Below are 19433 nucleotides of genomic sequence, written 5' to 3'. Positions count from 1 at the left end.
CAAAAATTGTTTTTTGGTTAACAAAAATTGTGTAACCCTCACAAAAATTGTGAAAACGGCTATTTTTGTGACACACGCAAAAAGCCCGACACTGTCGGGTTGGGGACGATTTTGTCCCCCTTTTTGTCTTATGCCCTTGCACTAGTAATTGCAAATTACATTTTAGAACGAAAGAGAGGGAGATAATTGATTCGATTCGTGCTGTGTTTGTTTGTACTTGCTGTTTTAATGAGTTGTATTTTTTATGGAATCTATTATTTTTTATCGAACAAAGGGGAGAATTTAAAACAATTAATTTCCATTTTAAAAAATAAACGGAGGTAAGAAAGTGACAGAAGTTCGATTGAGAAATGTAGACGATTTAGAGTGGGAACAATTTAAAATCTATTGTAAAAAAAATAAAAAAAATCCTTCCGAGCAACTAAAAAAATATATTCGAGAGGCTGGACGATTTGAAGCAGTAATCGAAACAGAATTACGAATGAAGGCGATGGTGGATGATGTGATTGCTCACTTAGACTTAAACACACAAGCGTATTTATTAAATGTTCAACAAGGGCTAATCCCTTTAGTCCAAGAACCAATAAGGGAGGAAAATAATCAATGACATTTTCAATTAATCCTAACCATCGTACAGAAGATTTATTAAATGAAATGTTGGGAAAATTTGGTGGAACGAAAACTGGTGTGGTGAATATTTTAGCGGATCGTTACTTAGCACAAGAAAAAATGATCGAACAACTCCAAGAAGAATTAGATGAAGAACGTCGCTTGCGAAAAAGTTTGTTGCGAAATTTAGAACACAAAATGAATGTGGTTTATGAAATTGAAAATACACGACTTCATTATGAAGCTTTACCCAAACTGAAACCGTCTGACCAAGAACCAAATAATATTTTGAGTGAAGCAGAAAATCATTTAGAGATGAAACGTAATCAGGAGATTTTTCGTCACTTTGAAAAGCGAGTGAATGATTGATGAGTTCGTCTCCTGGGATTATCATGACTGGAAAATTTGCGCGACCAGGTTCGTCTGCTTTTCAGTCTTATATTGATTATATGGATCGAGAAGAAGCTGTTCGTAATGAATCCTACGATAGGTATTCCGCTTTTACGAATAGAGAAGGGACGGGTGCTGCATATGAAGGAGATGAAGACGAAACATTAGAAGGCTATATTCATTATATGGCGAATCCTGTCAAAACGTCTCGTTTATTTTCCGCAGATAAACACCAATTGCATGAAAGTGATTTAAAAAGGATGAAAGAACAATTTACCGCCGCTGCTAAAAATGGAAGTGTCATGTGGCAAGATGTTTTTTCATTTGACAACCAATGGTTGGTTCAACATGGCTACTTAGATGAGCAAACCAATCGATTAAAAGAAGAAAAAATTCATGAAGCGATTCGCTTAGCTATGGCAACAATGTTAACAGAAGAAAAGATGGTAGATTCAGCGGTTTGGACAGCTTCTATTCATTACAATACAGATAACATTCATGTTCATGTGGCGACTGTTGAACCTTATCCGACCAGAGAGAAAAAAGTATTTGTCGATCAAGAAACAGGTGAGTTAGTTACTGAAGTTAAAGGATATCGCTCACGTAAGACTATGCGGAAAATGAAATCAGTTTTTGCCAATCAATTATTAGGTTTACAAAAAGAACGTGCGAAAATTGATGTGTTACGCAAAGTAATGATTGAGGGAATACGTTCTGATCAAGGGCAAGAGCAATTGCACGACATGCTTATTGATTTACAATGTATTGCTGAAAAACTACCGGAACAAAAAGGTTACCAAAAATATGGTTATGCAGAAAAGTATGGATTTAAAAAAGAATTAGACAAAGTGATCAAGTCTTTTATCGACCAAAATTTTCCTGAGTTGTATCAAGAAATGATGGATCGACAAGCATATATTCAATCAGAAGAAGAGTCTGCATTTGGAGAAGGTCGAAATAGTTCTGAAAATAAAATTCACACTTTATACACACGTCTAGGAAACCACATTTTAAAAGAAATTCAAGCGATGGATCTCGTTCCTAAAAAAAGACAAGTAAATGGTTCATTAGGAGATGGAATAATAGATGATCAATCCACTGATTGTGACAAAACCATAGAGGATAATCAAATAAAATCGACTGAAGCTTTTCAACTTGCACTCGAACGAATTGTAAATAATCCTGCACGACACCGAGCCAACGAGCCTCCAGTTTTGGAAAGTTTGTTGGCTTATATTCGTACGGAAGAAGAAAAAATTAATGTAATCGAGGAAGAAAACGATGAACGTGAACAATACAAACAAGAATTAAAAAAGGAATGGAAACTTCGAACAATCAATAAGCAAATAATGACCATTCAAGAAGTGGAAGAAAGCAATTTCCCCCCTAAGTTGAAAAAAATGCTTCTTTCAAATTCCATACAAGAACGGATTCCAGAAAAAGTATTAGATGAGCAAATTGAAAACTTTATTGAGAGTTATTTACCAAAAGGTGCTGAAGTATCAGAATACCAAAAAGAATTTGTAAAAAGTTTGAAAGAATCAGTTGAGAAGATTGAAAATAACCCTTTCCAACATAAAGAAAATGAACCACCAACAGCGGAAGAATGGCACCGTTACTTTCAATCATTGGAACAATCCATACCAACAGAAGATTCTTATGACCATTTATTCAAAGATCAAGCTGAAGAGGTGCGTTCCATGTATCAACGTACAAAACAATTATCTGAAAAACAATCCAAATTGACGAAGAAACGGCGTTTTCCATTATCCAAAAAAGAACGTACCATGTTACAAAAAGAATGGCAGAAAGAATTAGATAAACGAAAACAAGTGTATCAACTACAACGTGTATTGCGAGAGAATACAGAACAATGGCGGAATGAACGCTTTTATGAACGAAACATTTTAGATCTATCAGTTTGACGAGTGAACAACTTTTATTAAAGTTGTTTTTTTTATAGCTAAAGGAGGATGTTAGATGAGTTATTATTCACCAAATCAAATTAAGGAAGCACGTAATTCAGATATTTTAGAATATATGATTTCAAAAGGAGAAACTTTTCAACGTCAAGGGAACTATTATCGTCATACGGAACATTCTAGTTGGGTATATGACAGTCGTCGAAAAGTAATGTTTTTCAATAAAGAAATTGATCAACCTGCAGTAAATAACTGTATCATATTAGCAATGAAACTTTATGATTTTTCTTTTGAAGAAGCTATTGGTGATATTTTAGGAAGTGAAGTCAAAGTATTGTCTGAAGCTGATTATCAAGTAAAAGAGAATGAACCTTTAAATTATCAACGAGATATTAAGGAACAACCCCACTTTTCTGAAGTATTTTCCTATTTAACAAAGGAACGAGAAATTGACCCAACAATTGTGACATTATTTAATCAAGCTAATTTAATTGGTGAGGATCGTTATCAGAATATTATTTTTAAATTTTTTGATCGAACACAACCAACGAATCCAGAAGTGGTAGGAGTGGAATTACGAGGAACGCGTTTTTTACCAGAAGAAAAAAGAATGATTAAGGAGCGTCCCTATTTTCTTTTCCAACACCCAGGGAATCAAAAAGATGCAATGTTTTATGCTAGTTTAAACTCCAAACTTCCTACTGGAGAGTTAAAAGTATTTGAAGGCCCAATTGAAGTGATGAGTTACCTTTCTTTGTATAAAGAAAATTATTTTGGTGCAAAAAAAGTATTTATAAATACTGAATTTTGTGCTATGTCAGGATTGAAGCACCAAGTAGTGGAAGCCTATTTTAGAAAAGTATTAGAATCTAATAGAAAGTTGGCAGAAGGGAAGAAAACGATTGTCCCACGTATTTCGTTGTGTGTGAATAATGACGAAGCAGGACGAGAGTTTGTTGATCGGTTTAAAAAATATTTAGCACAAAAGGGATATTCGGAAACTTTTATCAACTATAATGTTCGTCAAGAATTACCAGTATCACAATTGGGGAAGTCTGAAACCTTTGATTACAATGATTTATTAAAAGAGACTAATCATTTGAAAACTGTAGACCAATCCATGATGGTTCAAGAAGAATACGTGATGGAACAAGCCTAGAGGTGTATGAATGAAATTAAAGTTAATGGTTTTAGGTTCAGGTATTCTTCTATTACTTTTTCCTTTCTTTATTATGCTAAATATGATTACACAAATGATCGGATCAGTGGGGGCAACAGAAGAAACGAGTTCTTATTCAGAAGGGATGTTTACCGGAGAGTATACGGAAGATTTACCTATTTTTGAGGAAATTAAAGGTAGAGGCCCCATTACAGATGAACACGCGAGATATGCTGTAGGAGCGGCAGTCAAATACAAATTATTACCTTCAGTCATTCTTTCGCAATTAGGATGGGAAAGTGCTTATGGACAATCTTATTCTGGAAAAAATGATCATAATTATTTTGGGATAACCTGGTATGCAGGTTGTCCTTACCCTAAAGGGAGTGCCAGAGGTGTCGGAGGAAGTGAGGGAGGAAATTACATGAAATTTCCCGATGCAAAAGCATGCTATGCATATTATGGTTACATGGTGGCTACTCAATCCAACTTTAATGCGTGCGTTGGAAACAAAGACCCTGGTCAATGTCTTTTAATTCTAGGCAGAGGTGGGTATGCAGCGGCAGGAATTACCGAAGGAAGCGCATATTATCAAGGAGCTATGGGAATTATTAAATCCTATAATCTAACTGAATACGATGAATTTGCGATCAAAAAATGGGGAAGTATTGGTTCAACTTCTAGTGGCGGAAGTACTGGTAGTTTAGGTGGCGGATGGTACAATCCATTTCCTGGTTCAAGTTTAGATCGAAGTTCATTTTTGGGAGGACAACTTTTTGGAAAAAATCCTGGAGGAGGATTTCGCGTGAATGGTTTCCATAATGGCTTAGATTTTGGATCGGTTGATCACCCTGGAAATGAGATACATGCGGTTCATGCAGGAACTGTCGTATTTGCTGGTAATCCAAGTATTGCAGCACTAGGCTCATGTGTCATTGTGATAAAGGATGGTGATTTAAGTATGGTGTATCAGGAATTTGGCTCTTCTCCTTCAAATGCACGTGTGAAAGTGGGAGATAAAGTCAAAGCAGGACAAGTAATAGGAATAAGAGATACGGCACATTTACACTTAGGATTTACTAAGAGCGATTGGTATGCTGCACAAGCTTCAGCATTTACAAATGATGGTGTTTGGTTAGATCCATTGCCTTATTTACAACAAAGTGGAAAGTAGGAGAGAAGATTGAAAAAAGTTATATTACTCAGTTTACTAGCGGTTCTTTTTCTTTCGGGCTGTCATAAAAAAGAGGAAACGAAAGTAGCAGAAACAAATACAAGCCAGTCAACTATGCTTTCGGAAGATCCAACGACTGAAATAAGTAAAGAACCAGAAAATCCACGTCCCATGCTATTAGCATTTGGAAATAAATTTTTAAATTTCAATTCATTAAAGGAACGGAATCAATCAGTTAAAGAATATATGACAGAAAAATGCCAAGAAGAGAATGGCATTAATGTGGATTTAGATGCTAAATTTCGTAGCATAGGAAAAATTGTCAAAGTGTTTCAAGATACAGATAATGAAAAGCAATATGCATTATTGGGTGAAGAAGATAGTCGTGGTGTAAAAAACGAAGTCCTATTTGTTGTTCAACTGATTGAAGAAGATGGTCAATATAAAATTGACAATTTCCGCTATGAACAACTTCATGTACATTAAATTCTTAACTTAAACAATTTCTATGTTCATTTATTTTCTATAACCAAAATATTGACGAACGCCAAAGCGTACGCTATAATCAAGGGTGAATAAACAAAAAAGGATGTGAACATAATGGAAGTCACTACACCGACAAATGCTCGTAATAATATTTATGGGTTGATTAGGCACGTTGTTTCTGATAATCAACCTGTAGAAATTATCAATACAAAAAATGAGAATGAGAGTGTCGTTATGATCAGTAAATCTGATTGGAATGCGATTCAAGAAACATTATATTTACAAAATACAGGGGTTCTCAATCAAATTAAACGTCACGAAAATGAAGGCACAGAAGAGCTAGGTGAAATTGATTGGGATTCACTATAGAGATTAAGAAAAATGCCAAAAAGGATTTACCAAAATTGAAAGCAGCAGGATTGCATAAAAAATTTGATGAACTGATTCAAGTGCTTCGAGAAAATCCTTTTCAAACTCCACCACCATATGAAAAATTAGTTGGTGTTCCATATTATTCAAGAAGAATTAATATACAGCACCGATTAGTTTATAGCATAGATATAAAAGAAAATGTGGTAGTTATCCTTTCTGTATGGTCACATTATGAACGTGGATTAAATTAGAAAAAATATACTAGCACCATGTAACTCCCAAAGAAAGTTAGAGGTGAGAAAATGACTTATAATTTTTACGATGAGTATTCTATCGCGCGTAATCAATTTCATAACCAGCAATTCCCTTCAGAATACTTAGATGATATTTTAGTTCGATTAGCTTATCATTCAAGTGCTATTGAGGGAAATACGATATCTTTACCTCAAACTGTTTCTATCATTTTGCATAATACGGTTCCCGAAAGAACTTCACTACGTGAGCTGTTTGAAGTTGAAAATCATAGAGGTGCTTTTGCATTAATGCTGGAAAAAGTACAAGAGAACGAAGAATTATCCATTTCTTTAGTTAAAGATATCCATGAACGACTAATGGATAAATTAATTGTTGATCGTGGTCGATTCAAATCGAATGAAAATGCGATATTAGGGGCAGACTTTGATACAGCTTCACCGCAGGAAACTCCGTTTTTAATGCAACAACTTATTGATAATCTAAATTACCGGTTAGTTGTTTCTACAACTGAAGGCGAACAACTTGAAGCAATTTTGGATTCGCATATCCAATTTGAACGTATCCACCCATTTAGTGATGGTAATGGACGTACGGGGCGATTGGTTATGAATTATTCTTTACTCAAAGAGGGATTTCCACCTTTAGTGATTCAAACGGAAGACAAAGGTCAATATCTGGAGTTATTAGCTGAACAAAATGTCAGAGGGCTAATGAAGTATGCTCTTGAACAAATGGCCAAGGAAGAAAAGCGCCAAGAACAATTCATTGAAAAAGAAAAAGTACAGGAACACGATTTAGAGTTATAAAAAATTGAATAGAAAAGGGTACGCCTTTTCTAAGGAGGGGCGTATCCGCTCCTCCTTCTTTTATCTTTGTGGGAGGAAAACATGAACAATCAAAAACAAGAAAACTTAAAACAATTATTTAAAGAAACATTTTTGCAAGTTACAACTGATTCTGAATCTTTCATTCAGTTTCTTAATCAAATAAAGTTGCTCCATAAGTATGATTTATCTAGTCAACTCTTTATACATGGTCAGAAGCCAAAGGCAACACATATTGCAGATTTTGATACATGGAAGTCCTTAGGTAGATATGTAAAAAAAGGGGAGAAAGCTATTACGGTACTTCATCGTGAGCAAAATCGTATGATTATTAGCCATTTTTTTGATGTATCTCAGACCGTTGGAAAAGAGATCCAGTTTCCTGACTATACACTCAATGATGAAAAATGGGCTCTCTTTTTTTCTCAAGAAATTCAAGATCAAATCGATGAACAAATTGATTTGAATGCTGATCCAATTATTCGTCGATTATCTATAGATTTAGGAGTATCTTTAGCCAAAAGTAAAAGTTTAGGAGTTGAAATTCCTAAAATAAAGAATATTGAGTTAACTCAGTTACAAAATTTTTCTCTGTTTGTTGAAATTCTAACGAATGTAAACACAATCAATCAATTTCTAAGCAAAGAAATTTTAGTTTATAAAAAAGAAAGGGAGAGAGAAGATGAACTTAGATTACTACGAGAACGAGACAGGACAATTGATTCCGAAAATCGAGTATCCACACAACGAACCACTAGGGAGATTTGGGAAAATAGCCGTAGACAAGCTTCAGGAAGAAAATCCAGTGGAATATCAAATCAAGTTGATGGAAGGCGATCTGATGAAGTGGGGACACGAAATCGACAAGAAAGTTTGGAACAGAGCAACCGAATTAATGGAAGCATTGGAAGAAGCCAATCCACTGACACCAGCTCAACAAGCGGATTTCGAGGAAAAATCGAAGATTCTCACACAATTTCGAGAACAAGCAATCGAACTCGCAATGAACGAGATTCTATAGAGGTAAAATCTAATATAGATATAAAAGACTTGGAAGAAAAACAATCTTCGGAGTCTTTTTTTGTTGAAAAAAATCCTGATTACGAAGAAATTACTCCAGATTTTACAGAGGAAGAGCTAAACAACATATTGAGACGTGGATCAGGCGTTGAAGGTGGAAAAATACGCATTTACCATTTATATCAACGAACCCTTTCCAAAAAGGAAAGAGCTTCTTTTTTAAAAGAAGAATATGGTTGGTCAGGTTCTACTCTAGATATTCAAGGCTCTTCTTTTTCTATGATGAATTGTCGTCCAAGCAAAGGGATTACGATAATTAAGAAAATCAATAATGAAGACTATGTACGTGTAATGAAATGGTCGGAGGTTGAGGAACGTATCAGTTTGTTAATTCGTCAAAATGAGTATCTAACTGAAGAAGAACTTAAACTTGTGCAATCAAAGAAAGAAGAATCAATTAAAGAAGAGTTAAGTCAAATGGATACTGAAGCAGAGGAATTAACACTATTTGATTTAGAAGAGATAGAAACGGAAGAAAAACCTGTTGTAACTGAAGGATATGGAACTGAAGTCGCATTTATTCCGAAAATAGAATCTAAAAAAGAGAGAATCAATCATGGCGAAACAATATTTGAACAAATTTCTCGGAATAAAACAAATGGTTTTTCTTTTGAAAATATAGATGTTACTCAATTTTATCCAAGTAAAGCAAGAGAAAAAATCAAAGCAAATCTTGAAGCGATTCGGTTATCGAAAGAAATCAGTCAGACACCTGGGCGAATAACTACTGACAAAGAACGAAAAATTCTTGCAAAATATGTCGGTTGGGGTGGTTTGGCAGCGATTTTTGATGAACGTGATGACCAATATTTAAGTGAACGGAATCAGTTGAAAGTTTTGTTATCTGCAGAGGACTATCGAGCAGCTAGAGAAAGCGTATTGACTGCTTATTATACTGATCCACGTATTATTCAAGCAATTTATCAAAAAATTGAAGCGATGGGCTTTAAAGGTGGCACAATTTTAGATCCTTCGACAGGAACAGGGAATTTCTTTTCGGCTATGCCAAAAACAATCAGAGAAAATTCTACACTTTATGGGGTGGAATTAGACCCAATTACTGGGAAAATTGCGCAACAATTGCACCCTGACGCGAATATTGAAATTACAGGTTTTGAGAAAACTCCTTTAAATAAAGATAAATTTGACTTAGTCATTAGTAATATTCCTTTTGACAACTTCAAAATTGAAGATGAAAACTATTCTAAAAAATATGCGATTCACGATTACTTTATTAAAAAAGCCCTTGATAGCACAAAAGAAGGCGGAATTGTAGCAGTTATTACGTCGATGTCGACAATGGACAAATCAGATTCTTCTATTAGAAGAGAATATGCTGAAAAAGCTGATTTATTAGGTGCTATTCGATTACCAAGCAATGCCTTTAAGAAAATTGCAGGAACAGATGTGGTGACAGATATTCTTTTCTTCCAGAAGAACTCTGAGCGAGAATTAAAGTATTCCCCAAGTTGGGTCTTTGATGGCACAGATCCAGAAATACCAGAAGTGATAATGAATAATTATTTTGTTCGTCACAAAGAGATGGTCTTAGGTGATTTAGCTATCAAGAATTTCAGAGGTCAAACGTTAACTGTCAAACCACGTGAAGGAGACTTAATTGATCATTTAAATCAAGCTTTCTTGAATTTTGATGGTCAAATAAATAGTTCAACAAAAGAAGAAACGATTGAGCTAACTTCTAAAGAAACAGAAGTATCTAAAGCAGAAATTCCATTATTTAACTATGGCATTATTAATAATGAAGTATATTACAATAATGCTGGAGAAATTGAAAAATATTCCGGTTCTCTAAAAGCAACAGAACAAATTAAAGGGTTAGTCGAAATCAAAGAAACTCTGATTTTGGTGATTGAAATACAACGGAGTATAGATTATTCACAGGAAGAGTTTCAGCTTGCGTTAAATAAGCTTAATGATCGCTATGATTCATTTGTATCGTCTTATGGTTCGATTAATAAGGTATGGAAAGTATTTAGTCGTGACGAGTATTGTCCACTACTAAAAGCGATTGAAATTGTTCAAGAGGATGGAACAGTCCAAAAGGATGATATCTTCTTTCAAGCAACGATTCGACAAACAGAAGAAATTACTCAAGTGGAGACAGCCCAAGAAGCTTTACAATTATCAATCAATCGTCAAATGAAAGTGGATCTTGATTATATGGTCTCTATTTATCCAAAAGACAAAGAAACAATTATTGACGAATTAGAGGATTCAATTTTTATCAATCCTACGAAGTATCAAGGTGATATTTATGGTGATGTCTGGGAAACACGTGAAGAATATCTCAGCGGAGATGTCAAACAGAAATTAGTGGAAGCAAAATTAGCAATTGAATCGTATCCAGAAATTTTTCAAAAAAACGTGTCAGCACTTGAACAATCACAACCAACACCACTAAAAGCTGGAGATATTGACTATTCATTGGGAGCTACATGGATTCCAACTGAAATTTATCAATCGTTTATGTATGAATTATTTGAAACGCCTCAATACATGCAGAGAAACGGAATTATTCAACTAGAGTATGATTCCTATGCTTCTAAGTATTTTATTCGTGGAAAAAGTAGAGACGAAAATGCACTAACAACCAATAAATATGGAACAAAACGTGCAAATGCGTATTTGATTTTGGAAAATAGTTTAAATCTTTTAAAAGTGGAAGTACGAGATCGAGTGATTGATGATGACGGTAAGAAACGATACGAACTCAATCCAAAAGAAACGATGTATGCACGTACGAAACAAGAAGAGCTACAAGAAACCTTCAAAAGTTGGGTGATGAATCATAGTGAGGTATTGGAAGAATTACACGCAATCTATGAAGAACGGTTCAATCGCATTGTGCCGAGGACTTATGATGGTAGCCAACTAGAGTTTCCTGGTCTGAATCAAAAGATTACTTTACGTCCTGCCCAACAAAATGTGGTTGCTCGTATCTTACATGAAGGAAGAGCGTTAATGGCACATTCTGTAGGTGCAGGAAAAACACTTTCCATGATTACAGCAGGAATGATGATGAAAGAACATGGACTAATCAAAAAACCATTGTACGTTGTGCCTAATCATTTAGTTGGAGATTTTGGGACAGAATTATTACGCTTTTATCCTGCCAAAAAAGTATTGATTACCACAAAAAAAGATTTTGAGAAAAGTAAACGCAAAGAGTTTGTTTCTCGAATTGCAGTAGGAGAATATGACGCCGTTATTATTGGTCATAGTCAATTTGAAAAAATCACGTTATCGCCAGAGCGACAAAAGAAAATGTTACAAGAAGAAATTGATCGAGTTTCTGAAGCAGTTGCGGAATATCAAATGAATAATGAAGAAGAATCTTGGTCAATCAAACAGATGATTTCTTTTGAAAAACGATTAAACGAAAGACTTGAGAAATTAAATAAACAAGACAAGAAAGACCACATGATTTATTTTGAAGATTTAGGCGTAGACTTCTTATTTGTTGACGAGGCGCATGTTTATAAGAACCTTTATTCTTATACGAAACTATCCAATGTGGCAGGAGTGAACTCTTCCAATAGTTTATGTGCCAGTGATATGGAAATGAAGGTCAAATATCTGTTAGAAGAAAATAATCAACGAGGGGTTGTTTTTGCGACAGGGACGCCGATTTCCAACTCGATGTCTGAAATGTTTACGATGCAGAAATATCTTCAACCCGATATATTAGAAACATATGGGGTCAGTCATTTTGACGCATGGGCTTCTACTTTTGGCGAGATTATTTCTTCTTTAGAGATTAATCCTGAAGGTAGTGGGTATCAAATGAAAAACCGCTTTGCCAAATTCCATAACTTGCCTGAACTGATGAACATGTTCAACTTGGTTGCGGATATTCAAACGCCTGATATGTTGAAACTTCCTGTGCCTGAAGTAAAAACAGGAAAAGCTCAAATCATTGTTACTGAGCCAATTCCATATCAAAAAGATAAAGTCGAAGAATTAGGGAATCGGGCAATGGCGATACGAGAAAGAGAAGTGACTCCAGACGTCGATAATATGTTGAAGATCACGAATGAAGCTAAATTAATGGCTTTAGATCCACGTTTGCTTGAAGATTATGATCCAGAAAAATATGATTCTGAAGATTTGAAGAAAACGAAACTGGCTACTTGTGCCAATAAAGTATTTGCGATTTGGAAAGAAACAGAAGCAGCTCGTTCCACGCAAATGATTTTTTCTGATTCTGGTACACCAAATCCAAAAAAATTTAATGTTTATGATGAAATGAAACGATTATTGATGGATAAGGGAATCCCAGAAGAAGAGATTGTGTTTATTCATGACGCTAAAAATGATAAACAACGAGAAGCGATGTTTGAGAAAATGAGAAAAGGCTCGATTCGCATTATGTTGGGAAGCACAAGTAAAGTTGGGACAGGAACAAATGTCCAAAACAAAATGATTGCGGCTCACCATATTGATTGTCCCTGGAGACCGTCAGATATCGAGCAGCGTGATGGTCGAATTATTAGACAAGGAAATGAGAATAAAGAAGTTCAAATCTATCGTTATGTGACGAAAGGAACGTTTGATAGTTTCTTATGGCAAATTCAGGAACAAAAACAAACATATATCTCTCAAGTTATGTCAGGAAAGGCAATTTCTCGAAGTGTTGATGAATTGTCGGAAACGGTACTAGACGCCTCAGAAGTCAAAGCATTAGCTACAGGAAATCCATTGATTGCAGAGAAGATGAAATTGGACAATGAGATTAGTCGTTTGCGGATGTTGCAATCTGCTTTCTTAAATGAACAAGAGAGTCTAAAAAGAAAGGTAGAGCAAAACTATCCGAAAAAAATACAAGAAATGAAACAATCGATCACTCAATTGGAAAAAGATATCGAATTGTCAAAACAATATTCCAATAATGAATTTGAAATTCAATTAATGAACATGACTTATGATTCTCGAACGGAAGCTACACAAAAACTTGAACAGTTGTGTCAAGCTTATAGTCGTTCTGAAGAATTTATAAAAGTGGGGATTTATCAAGGTTTTAGTATCCACCTAAAACGTAGTGAAATGCAATATGGACAGCTTGAAATGAAATTGCAGTCTGAAGGTGGACGATATACAACGTTGATTGATCCACAAGCAGGTATTGGCATGGTTCGTCGAATTGAAAATGTTGTCCAAAAATTGCCTGAACAGGTCTTAGAAAAACAAGAACAACTAAAGGAAACAGAAGAAAAGTTAGAAATAGCCAAACAACAACTTGGTCAGTCTTTCCCTCAAGAAGAGGAATTAAAAGAGAAGGTAGCAGAACAAACTCGAATTAATACAGAAATCGAATGTTCACTAAGTAAAAAGACAGATAGGCATTCAACAGATGAAGAAATTATGGAAGACGAAGAAATGAACTACTCTACCGAGGAAAGTAGTGAAGAAGAAATAGAAATGGGAATGTAAATGTATAAAAAGAAGGCATAGTACTTATTGCCTTCTTTTTACTTTCTTTTATTTTTTGCATATAATTCTAAATCTGATCTTTTATAAAGTTTGATTTTAGCACTTCCTTTTCCTTCATTTTCATAAAAAGGTTGGATGTACTTTAAACGAACGGATTGTTCAAAAGCTTTAACTGATTGCCCAGTTATTTCAGCACCTTTTCTTTTATCTACTAAATTATTATAAATCCATTCTTGAATTTCTTCCTCTGTTTTAATTTCCATGTTTTATTCACTCCTTAGTAAAAATATAGCATTCCCACTATAAAAAATCAATATTATGGTATACATACTATAGTAGGTGTGCTATAATATATTTGTAAGTTAATTGATAAGAAATGCTGGGAGGAAAAATAATGAAAGAAACTTATTCAATCAAAGAAATATTAAGAAAATTAGAAGCTACGGATGATGGGATACTATTGATTCCTGATTCTGATGTAGCAATTGTCGACGAACGTGATTTGTAGGTCTTTGAACTTCCGGAATCATTAGAAACTTCAAAAGTTATCTGTTTTTGGACGACAGATGAAATTAGAAATTATTTTAGTATTACGGATAATAGAATTATCTGGTTTGATAATTTTCTAAGCGAAAGTGCGACAGTTTTTAAAGGGAACGTAAAAGAAGAAATTGAAATTGTGATTGATGAAAGAACATTTGAGCCTAAAATTTTATCAAAAAATATCAAAGAATACGAAGATTTAAATTTTTATCAGGAGACAGGGATAGATCAAAACTCCGATCTTTGAATTAGTTAAAAAGAAGTATTATGACAAGAAATTTCCCTTCTTGTCATAATATAAAGGTCGAAAGGTTTCTATTGAGTTTGAAAAATAGATGAAAGGAGAATATTTATGTTTTCAAATCGAGAGTGTTTTTGGGGAAGAAATTATATTCCTGTAGATTATTTTAATAAGGCACATTGCTGGCCACCAACTTATGTAAAATGTGATTGTTCTGAATTAGCGAAACACAAAACTTATATGAAAAATGGGCATTTTTATGATACGTATGTTTGGGAATGCTTAAAGTGCAAAAAGAAATATGCTTTGGTAAAAGGAACGACGCATTTTGAAGAAATAAAAACAGAAGGAGAGTAGTTTTGAAAAAAATTATTTCAGGCATTGTCGTATTTATTGGTGCGATAGGTATTGGAATTGGTGTATTTCAGCCACAAGAAGTAAGGCAAATCACTTCGATTATCGATGAAACATTTAATAAGCTATCTGATAAAAAAGTTGAACAGATTTCAGATCAAGTAGAAGTAAAAAATCAGAATAAGCCAACTTTTTCTTCGAAAGACTTGTCTTTAGATAAGGGGAATTGGCAAGTATTTTCTGATTTAGATTCGCTAAATCGAGTAGGTGAAGCGAATGCGATGTTACACAAAAGTATGATGCCGACTGAAGAAAGGGAACGGTTATATATCAAGCCAACAGGCTGGAAACAAAAGAAGATGAAGAATGGTGATTATCTATATAATCGTTGCCATTTGATTGGTTACCAGTTAACTGGAGAAAATAATAATCCAAGAAATTTAATGACAGGTACACGCTCGTTCAACACTCCTGCAATGGTAGAGTATGAAAACAAAGTGGCAGAGTATTTACGAAAAACAGGAAATCATGTTCGCTATCGAGTAAGACCAGATTTTCGAGGAAATGAACTAGTTTCCAGAGGCATACAAATGGAAGCTCAAAGTATAGAAGATAATGGAATTTCTTTCAATGTTTATATTCATAACACGCAGGAAGGCTATGTCATTGATTATCAGACGGGAAATTCTAGAGTTCAAAATTAATTAAGAGCGTAAAAATAGAGGTTACTTCCGCAAAAAGTAACCTCTGAAAAATATATAACCTACGCCCCATTCTAACAAGAGAATGGAGAGAAATCAAGATGAAAAAAATAAACAGTAATTTAGTAATGTTTATATTAACAGTTGTTATTTGGATTAGTTTTTTATCCATTGAATGGAAAGTTATTTTGTCTGCAGGAACAATGACTTACTTATTTTGTTCGTGGGATGTATATGTTGTAGAAGAACTACCGAGGAATTGTAAGGAATCATTGGGAAATCTTCATATAAAATAAATGGAAGAAGGTAAATTTCGATATGGAGAATAAGCAGACAAAATTTGAATACCGTCGACAGATGTTGGATCTATTAAATGACTATCCTTATCCAGAATGGTACGAAAGGCAAGATATTCGAAAAAAAGTAGAACGTCTTGGAACGTTATTGGGTAATAATAAAATGGATAAATGTCATCCGTTGAAATCGGGGTCAATCCAGGTGTTAACTACTCAACATATTCATGATTTACTTGAGTTAGGTTACACCAAAAAACATATATGTCAAGCAGCAGGAATCTCAAAACATGAGTTTTCAAAGTTAAAGATTACTAGAAAGGAATGATCAAAGAGGTTGAAAAGAAATATCGAGCAAAATTATCTCCCAAATTGTCTAAAAAGATTATTAAGTATGTCGGATAACGTAAATATGCAAAAAAAATAATTCCAACTATATTAAAATAATATGATTTGTCAAATTAAGCTAGAATAAAATGAAACTAAAATCTTAGTCAATTTATCTAATTCTATTCAGATTTCATCAATAAATCGTAGAGAATGTACACCAAATTTCTCTCTAAAAAAATAAAAAAGACAAAAAAATTTTTTTTATGATGTCACGATAGTAAAATAAGCAAAGATTAAAAAGCCATGGAGTGATATATATGAATAAACTCAATTTATTTATCAAACTATTTAACCATACCAAACATAGATCATCGGCAACAGTACAAGCTAAAAATCTATTTTTTATGAAAAATCCATGTGACCGAGGTACATTTAAAAGAGTACAAAAAGAAGCACGATTTGTTCAACAACGAATGTCTGGATATCCAACTGTAAAAACACCTTATCCAGGAAAAAGTGGGCACGAGGGAAAATCATTACAAGAAGTACTAGCACGATTTGCTCCGCAAAATCCACCACATACTAAACAGAATATCCAACTAATGAATCGATTCCAACAAAGTAATATGGAACTATAATACAAAGACCTATCATTTTGTAGTAATCCCAAAAAGTTAGATGGAGTGGATAAATCCACTCTTTTTTTCGTGCAAAAAATCAAATATTAGTCATCTAATTGTGTTGTTTCATAAAATTGAACGAGGTCTTGCCAGTTCAATTTCGTTTTCATTCTCCTATAGTTGTAATAATAAATATACTGATCTATCGCTCGCTTCAATAAATCAAAGAAACTTTCCATTGGTTAATTATCTAGACACTTCCCCTTTTACGATATGCTTTAGAAAATGTTGTGTTCTCTCAGTTTATACGAATAAGCATTCATTTGATTCCCCCTTGTTTTCTAACTTAATTTTACAATTCGCGTAATAAAAAAATAAGAAAGATAGGTACTGCTCATTGATGAAGTTTCAAGCAGTACTTATCTTTTTCATTTGACAGATAGATGTTATACTCAAGACGTAGTTACGATAGCATTTTTTGTCTGTTTCTGAAGTAATTTTAGATGCTATGTTTACGTATAGCTTTTTTTCATTCATAGTATATCATTTGGTAATTCGCCAATATATTAAATGGAGAGGAAGTGAATAAGTTGTTAGTAGAAGCTGTTCATGTTCAACCAGCACATGGAAGAATAAATGATTCCGTCTACTTAAAAAATAAGATATTTACTTTTCGTGTAGCTGAAAAATTAGAAAAAAAGATTCAAAAGGGAATGCTTGTGTATTCTAAAGATGGTCAATTGATTTATGTAAAAAACATAATTACAGGTAGATCCGAAGAAGAAGAAAACGAGTATACTGCGATTATTAGTAAAGTTTTTAACGAAAATCCTGGTGTTCTTCCTATGCGAAAAGGAGAAGGGGTACCTAAAATACGATTCATAAATAAAAAGACAATTTTTGAAGGGCTATTTTTAGAATTGAAAGATAAAACCTTACACAAAACCAAGCAAAAGGTTTATTTCAAAGTACCACCAACTGTTTATAAGAAAATTGGCATAGGAGATATTGTGATCTTTTCTTTTAAAGGTAAAAAGTACCATGTATTAATTATCCAAGTTTATAAACCAACAGAATTGAATAAAGAAGTATCTTTCATTCAACCGAAATTTAAACCATTTTTTTTGAAAAAAGTTGCGAAAGGCTTCAAAAAAACAGACTTTATCACTATACCAAAGGAAGAAAGTATTGTAACTTCTAATCAAAATCAACAAACAAATCGTAAACGTCCTTTTACGATAAGAAAAACAAGTAGATAAGATCTTATACAATAGAAGTACAAAGATAAGCCTACTGCGAATAGGCTTGTCTTTTTTTCATTCGTTGCGACTCCGAATGTAGGTGATATCAGCTACCCATTTTTCACAGATAGTTTTAGTAGAAAAGTCCTGATTTAAGATGTTCTCTTTTAAAACAACCGGCTGAACAGGCTGTTGAGGTCTGTATTTCTTAACCACAATTGACCTTAGATTTAATTGTTTCATCAGTTTTTGTACATGATTAAGAGATACTGAAATTCCTTCTTTTAGCAACACTTGATGGATTTTTGTTGCACCATATCTCTGTTTATGATCAAAAAAGATCGTTGAAATCTTCTTTTTCAATTGGTTATTTCTGACTTCTGTAGCTGTTAACGATTTATTTTTATAAAAATAGTAGACGCTTCTAGGAATTTCTAATAACCGACACAACAAAGAAACAGTGTACTCCTTACACCATTTTTAAATGAATCGAACAAGTGACTTTAGGTCTTTCGAGAGAATATGGCTGCGACTTTTTTTAATATTTCAAGTTCCTCTTTCAAACGAGCATTTTCTTTTCTCAAATCAGCCGCTTCTTTTCCGGTCAGTCCTGTGGACTGATTTGGTAAATATAAATTTTTCCATTCTCTCGTAGATAAGTTTAATTTATTTCTGGCTCTACGAAAAGATGTCTAAGATTTGATACTAACACCAATATTGAATAACAAAATTGTTAGTTTTATGTATTTTTTCTTTTTGGTATTATCTATGTAATAAAGATTAATATAAAAGGAGAGGATTTTTATGATTATTACAACAGCAAATGACCTTAAACATTTGGATTACGAAATTATAGAGGTAGTATTTGGTGTAACTACTCATTCTAAAAATATTGTTAAAAACATAGGAGCTAGTTTGAAAAATCTTGTTGGTGGAGAAATAAAAGCTTATACAGAAATGCAAGAAGAAGCTAGAAAAACAGCTATGGAGAGATTGAAAAAAGAAGCTGAAAAAGTAAAAGCTGATGCAATTATTTCAATGCGATTTGATTCTGGTTCTATAAGTAATGATATGCAGTCAGTAGTAGCTTATGGAACTGCAATAAGAATACTCAGAGAGGAAAATGAATATGTTTAATACAAAAATTAGAGATACGGTTATATTGATTTATTATCTAGTATTTATGATATTTTTATTTAATATTCCTGTTACATCTTACTTTATTAATAATTTGGTTGGTGAAAATACAGAATTATCTAAAAATATTTTTCTGATCATTTTTTGTTCTACGCATTTTCTTTTATTTTTTTAGATAAAGTCCATATAATTGTGTAAAAGATAAAAGGCCATGTAACAGCCCTTTTACGGTACAATGTTTTTAACCACAA

General features: G+C 33.6%; 19 protein-coding genes. 17 read left to right on the top strand and 2 right to left on the bottom strand.

From position 1 onward, the window contains the following. Nucleotides 1-328: 328 nt before the first annotated feature. The 11 genes from DVW83_RS11420 (at nucleotide 329) to DVW83_RS11375 (ending at nucleotide 13722) form a co-directional block, all read left to right on the top strand. Nucleotides 329-607, top strand: coding sequence for a hypothetical protein (locus tag DVW83_RS11420; RefSeq protein ID WP_104853509.1), 279 nt, complete (start codon nucleotides 329-331; stop codon nucleotides 605-607). Further along, entirely contained in the window at nucleotides 604-978 is a 375-nt protein-coding gene (locus DVW83_RS11415) for a hypothetical protein (protein ID WP_104853510.1), read from the top strand. Before DVW83_RS11420 ends, DVW83_RS11415 begins: the two co-directional genes overlap by 4 nt. Next, nucleotides 978-2924, top strand: coding sequence for a MobP2 family relaxase (mobP2, locus tag DVW83_RS11410; protein ID WP_137239391.1), 1947 nt, complete (start codon nucleotides 978-980; stop codon nucleotides 2922-2924). The genes DVW83_RS11415 and mobP2 overlap by 1 nt, the downstream gene beginning before the upstream one ends. A gap of 55 nt (nucleotides 2925-2979) precedes the next feature. Further along, a complete protein-coding gene (locus DVW83_RS11405) occupies nucleotides 2980-4080 on the top strand; it encodes a DUF3991 domain-containing protein (protein WP_137239389.1) in 1101 nt (366 codons plus the stop codon). Nucleotides 4081-4174: 94 nt separating this feature from the next. Continuing rightward, the gene (locus DVW83_RS11400; RefSeq protein ID WP_375731128.1) at nucleotides 4175-5254 is read left to right on the top strand and encodes a glucosaminidase domain-containing protein; all 1080 of its coding nucleotides are present in this window, start codon (nucleotides 4175-4177) and stop codon (nucleotides 5252-5254) included. Between the two features lie 9 nt (nucleotides 5255-5263). Further along, a complete protein-coding gene (locus DVW83_RS11395; RefSeq protein ID WP_123863185.1) occupies nucleotides 5264-5740 on the top strand; it encodes an EF0163 family protein in 477 nt (158 codons plus the stop codon). Nucleotides 5741-5854: 114 nt separating this feature from the next. Beyond that, entirely contained in the window at nucleotides 5855-6109 is a 255-nt protein-coding gene (locus tag DVW83_RS11390) for a type II toxin-antitoxin system Phd/YefM family antitoxin (protein WP_123863184.1), read from the top strand. Next, nucleotides 6094-6363 carry a Txe/YoeB family addiction module toxin gene (locus tag DVW83_RS11385; RefSeq protein WP_123863183.1) on the top strand — a complete coding sequence of 90 codons (270 nt, stop codon included), beginning with the start codon at nucleotides 6094-6096 and terminating at the stop codon, nucleotides 6361-6363. Before DVW83_RS11390 ends, DVW83_RS11385 begins: the two co-directional genes overlap by 16 nt. Before the next feature lie 51 nt (nucleotides 6364-6414). Continuing rightward, entirely contained in the window at nucleotides 6415-7173 is a 759-nt protein-coding gene (locus DVW83_RS11380; protein ID WP_137239387.1) for a Fic family protein, read from the top strand. Between the two features lie 700 nt (nucleotides 7174-7873). Further along, a complete protein-coding gene (locus DVW83_RS15605; RefSeq protein ID WP_238699415.1) occupies nucleotides 7874-8212 on the top strand; it encodes a TnpV protein in 339 nt (112 codons plus the stop codon). 29 nt (nucleotides 8213-8241) lie between these two features. Next, nucleotides 8242-13722, top strand: a complete 5481-nt coding sequence (locus DVW83_RS11375) for a helicase-related protein (protein WP_238699413.1) — start codon at nucleotides 8242-8244, stop codon at nucleotides 13720-13722. A 38-nt stretch (nucleotides 13723-13760) separates the two neighbouring features. On the opposite strand, the gene DVW83_RS11370 is transcribed toward DVW83_RS11375, so the two are convergent. After that, complete coding sequence (locus DVW83_RS11370; RefSeq protein ID WP_086325258.1) at nucleotides 13761-13985, bottom strand: hypothetical protein; 225 nt, start codon at nucleotides 13983-13985, stop codon at nucleotides 13761-13763. Between the two features lie 632 nt (nucleotides 13986-14617). Here DVW83_RS11370 and DVW83_RS11365 point away from each other — a divergent pair. From DVW83_RS11365 to DVW83_RS11340, 5 genes are all read left to right on the top strand, one after another. Further along, nucleotides 14618-14863: a hypothetical protein gene (locus DVW83_RS11365; protein WP_086325261.1), complete on the top strand. Its 246-nt coding sequence runs from the start codon at nucleotides 14618-14620 to the stop codon at nucleotides 14861-14863. 2 nt (nucleotides 14864-14865) lie between these two features. Then, nucleotides 14866-15564, top strand: a complete 699-nt coding sequence (locus DVW83_RS11360) for a DNA/RNA non-specific endonuclease (protein ID WP_104661972.1) — start codon at nucleotides 14866-14868, stop codon at nucleotides 15562-15564. Nucleotides 15565-15879: 315 nt separating this feature from the next. Beyond that, on the top strand, nucleotides 15880-16182 hold the full coding sequence (locus DVW83_RS11350; RefSeq protein ID WP_104661974.1) for a hypothetical protein: 303 nt from the start codon (nucleotides 15880-15882) through the stop codon (nucleotides 16180-16182). Between the two features lie 319 nt (nucleotides 16183-16501). Continuing rightward, nucleotides 16502-16822, top strand: a complete 321-nt coding sequence (locus DVW83_RS11345; protein ID WP_129171901.1) for a hypothetical protein — start codon at nucleotides 16502-16504, stop codon at nucleotides 16820-16822. A gap of 563 nt (nucleotides 16823-17385) precedes the next feature. After that, nucleotides 17386-18063 carry a hypothetical protein gene (locus DVW83_RS11340; protein WP_238699411.1) on the top strand — a complete coding sequence of 226 codons (678 nt, stop codon included), beginning with the start codon at nucleotides 17386-17388 and terminating at the stop codon, nucleotides 18061-18063. Nucleotides 18064-18120: 57 nt separating this feature from the next. Here the strand turns inward: DVW83_RS11340 and DVW83_RS11335 are convergent, their stop codons facing one another. Further along, nucleotides 18121-18408, bottom strand: coding sequence for an IS3 family transposase (locus DVW83_RS11335; protein ID WP_161569457.1), 288 nt, complete (start codon nucleotides 18406-18408; stop codon nucleotides 18121-18123). 441 nt (nucleotides 18409-18849) lie between these two features. Here DVW83_RS11335 and DVW83_RS11330 point away from each other — a divergent pair, with 441 nt between their 5' ends. Next, complete coding sequence (locus DVW83_RS11330; protein WP_104660983.1) at nucleotides 18850-19182, top strand: heavy metal-binding domain-containing protein; 333 nt, start codon at nucleotides 18850-18852, stop codon at nucleotides 19180-19182. Nucleotides 19183-19433: the final 251 nt, after the last annotated feature.

The organism is Enterococcus sp. VV15 (assembly GCF_005236045.1).
Classification (GTDB): Bacteria; Bacillota; Bacilli; order Lactobacillales; family Enterococcaceae; genus Enterococcus_B; species Enterococcus_B durans.
This window is presented reverse-complemented; position numbering and strand designations above follow the sequence as displayed.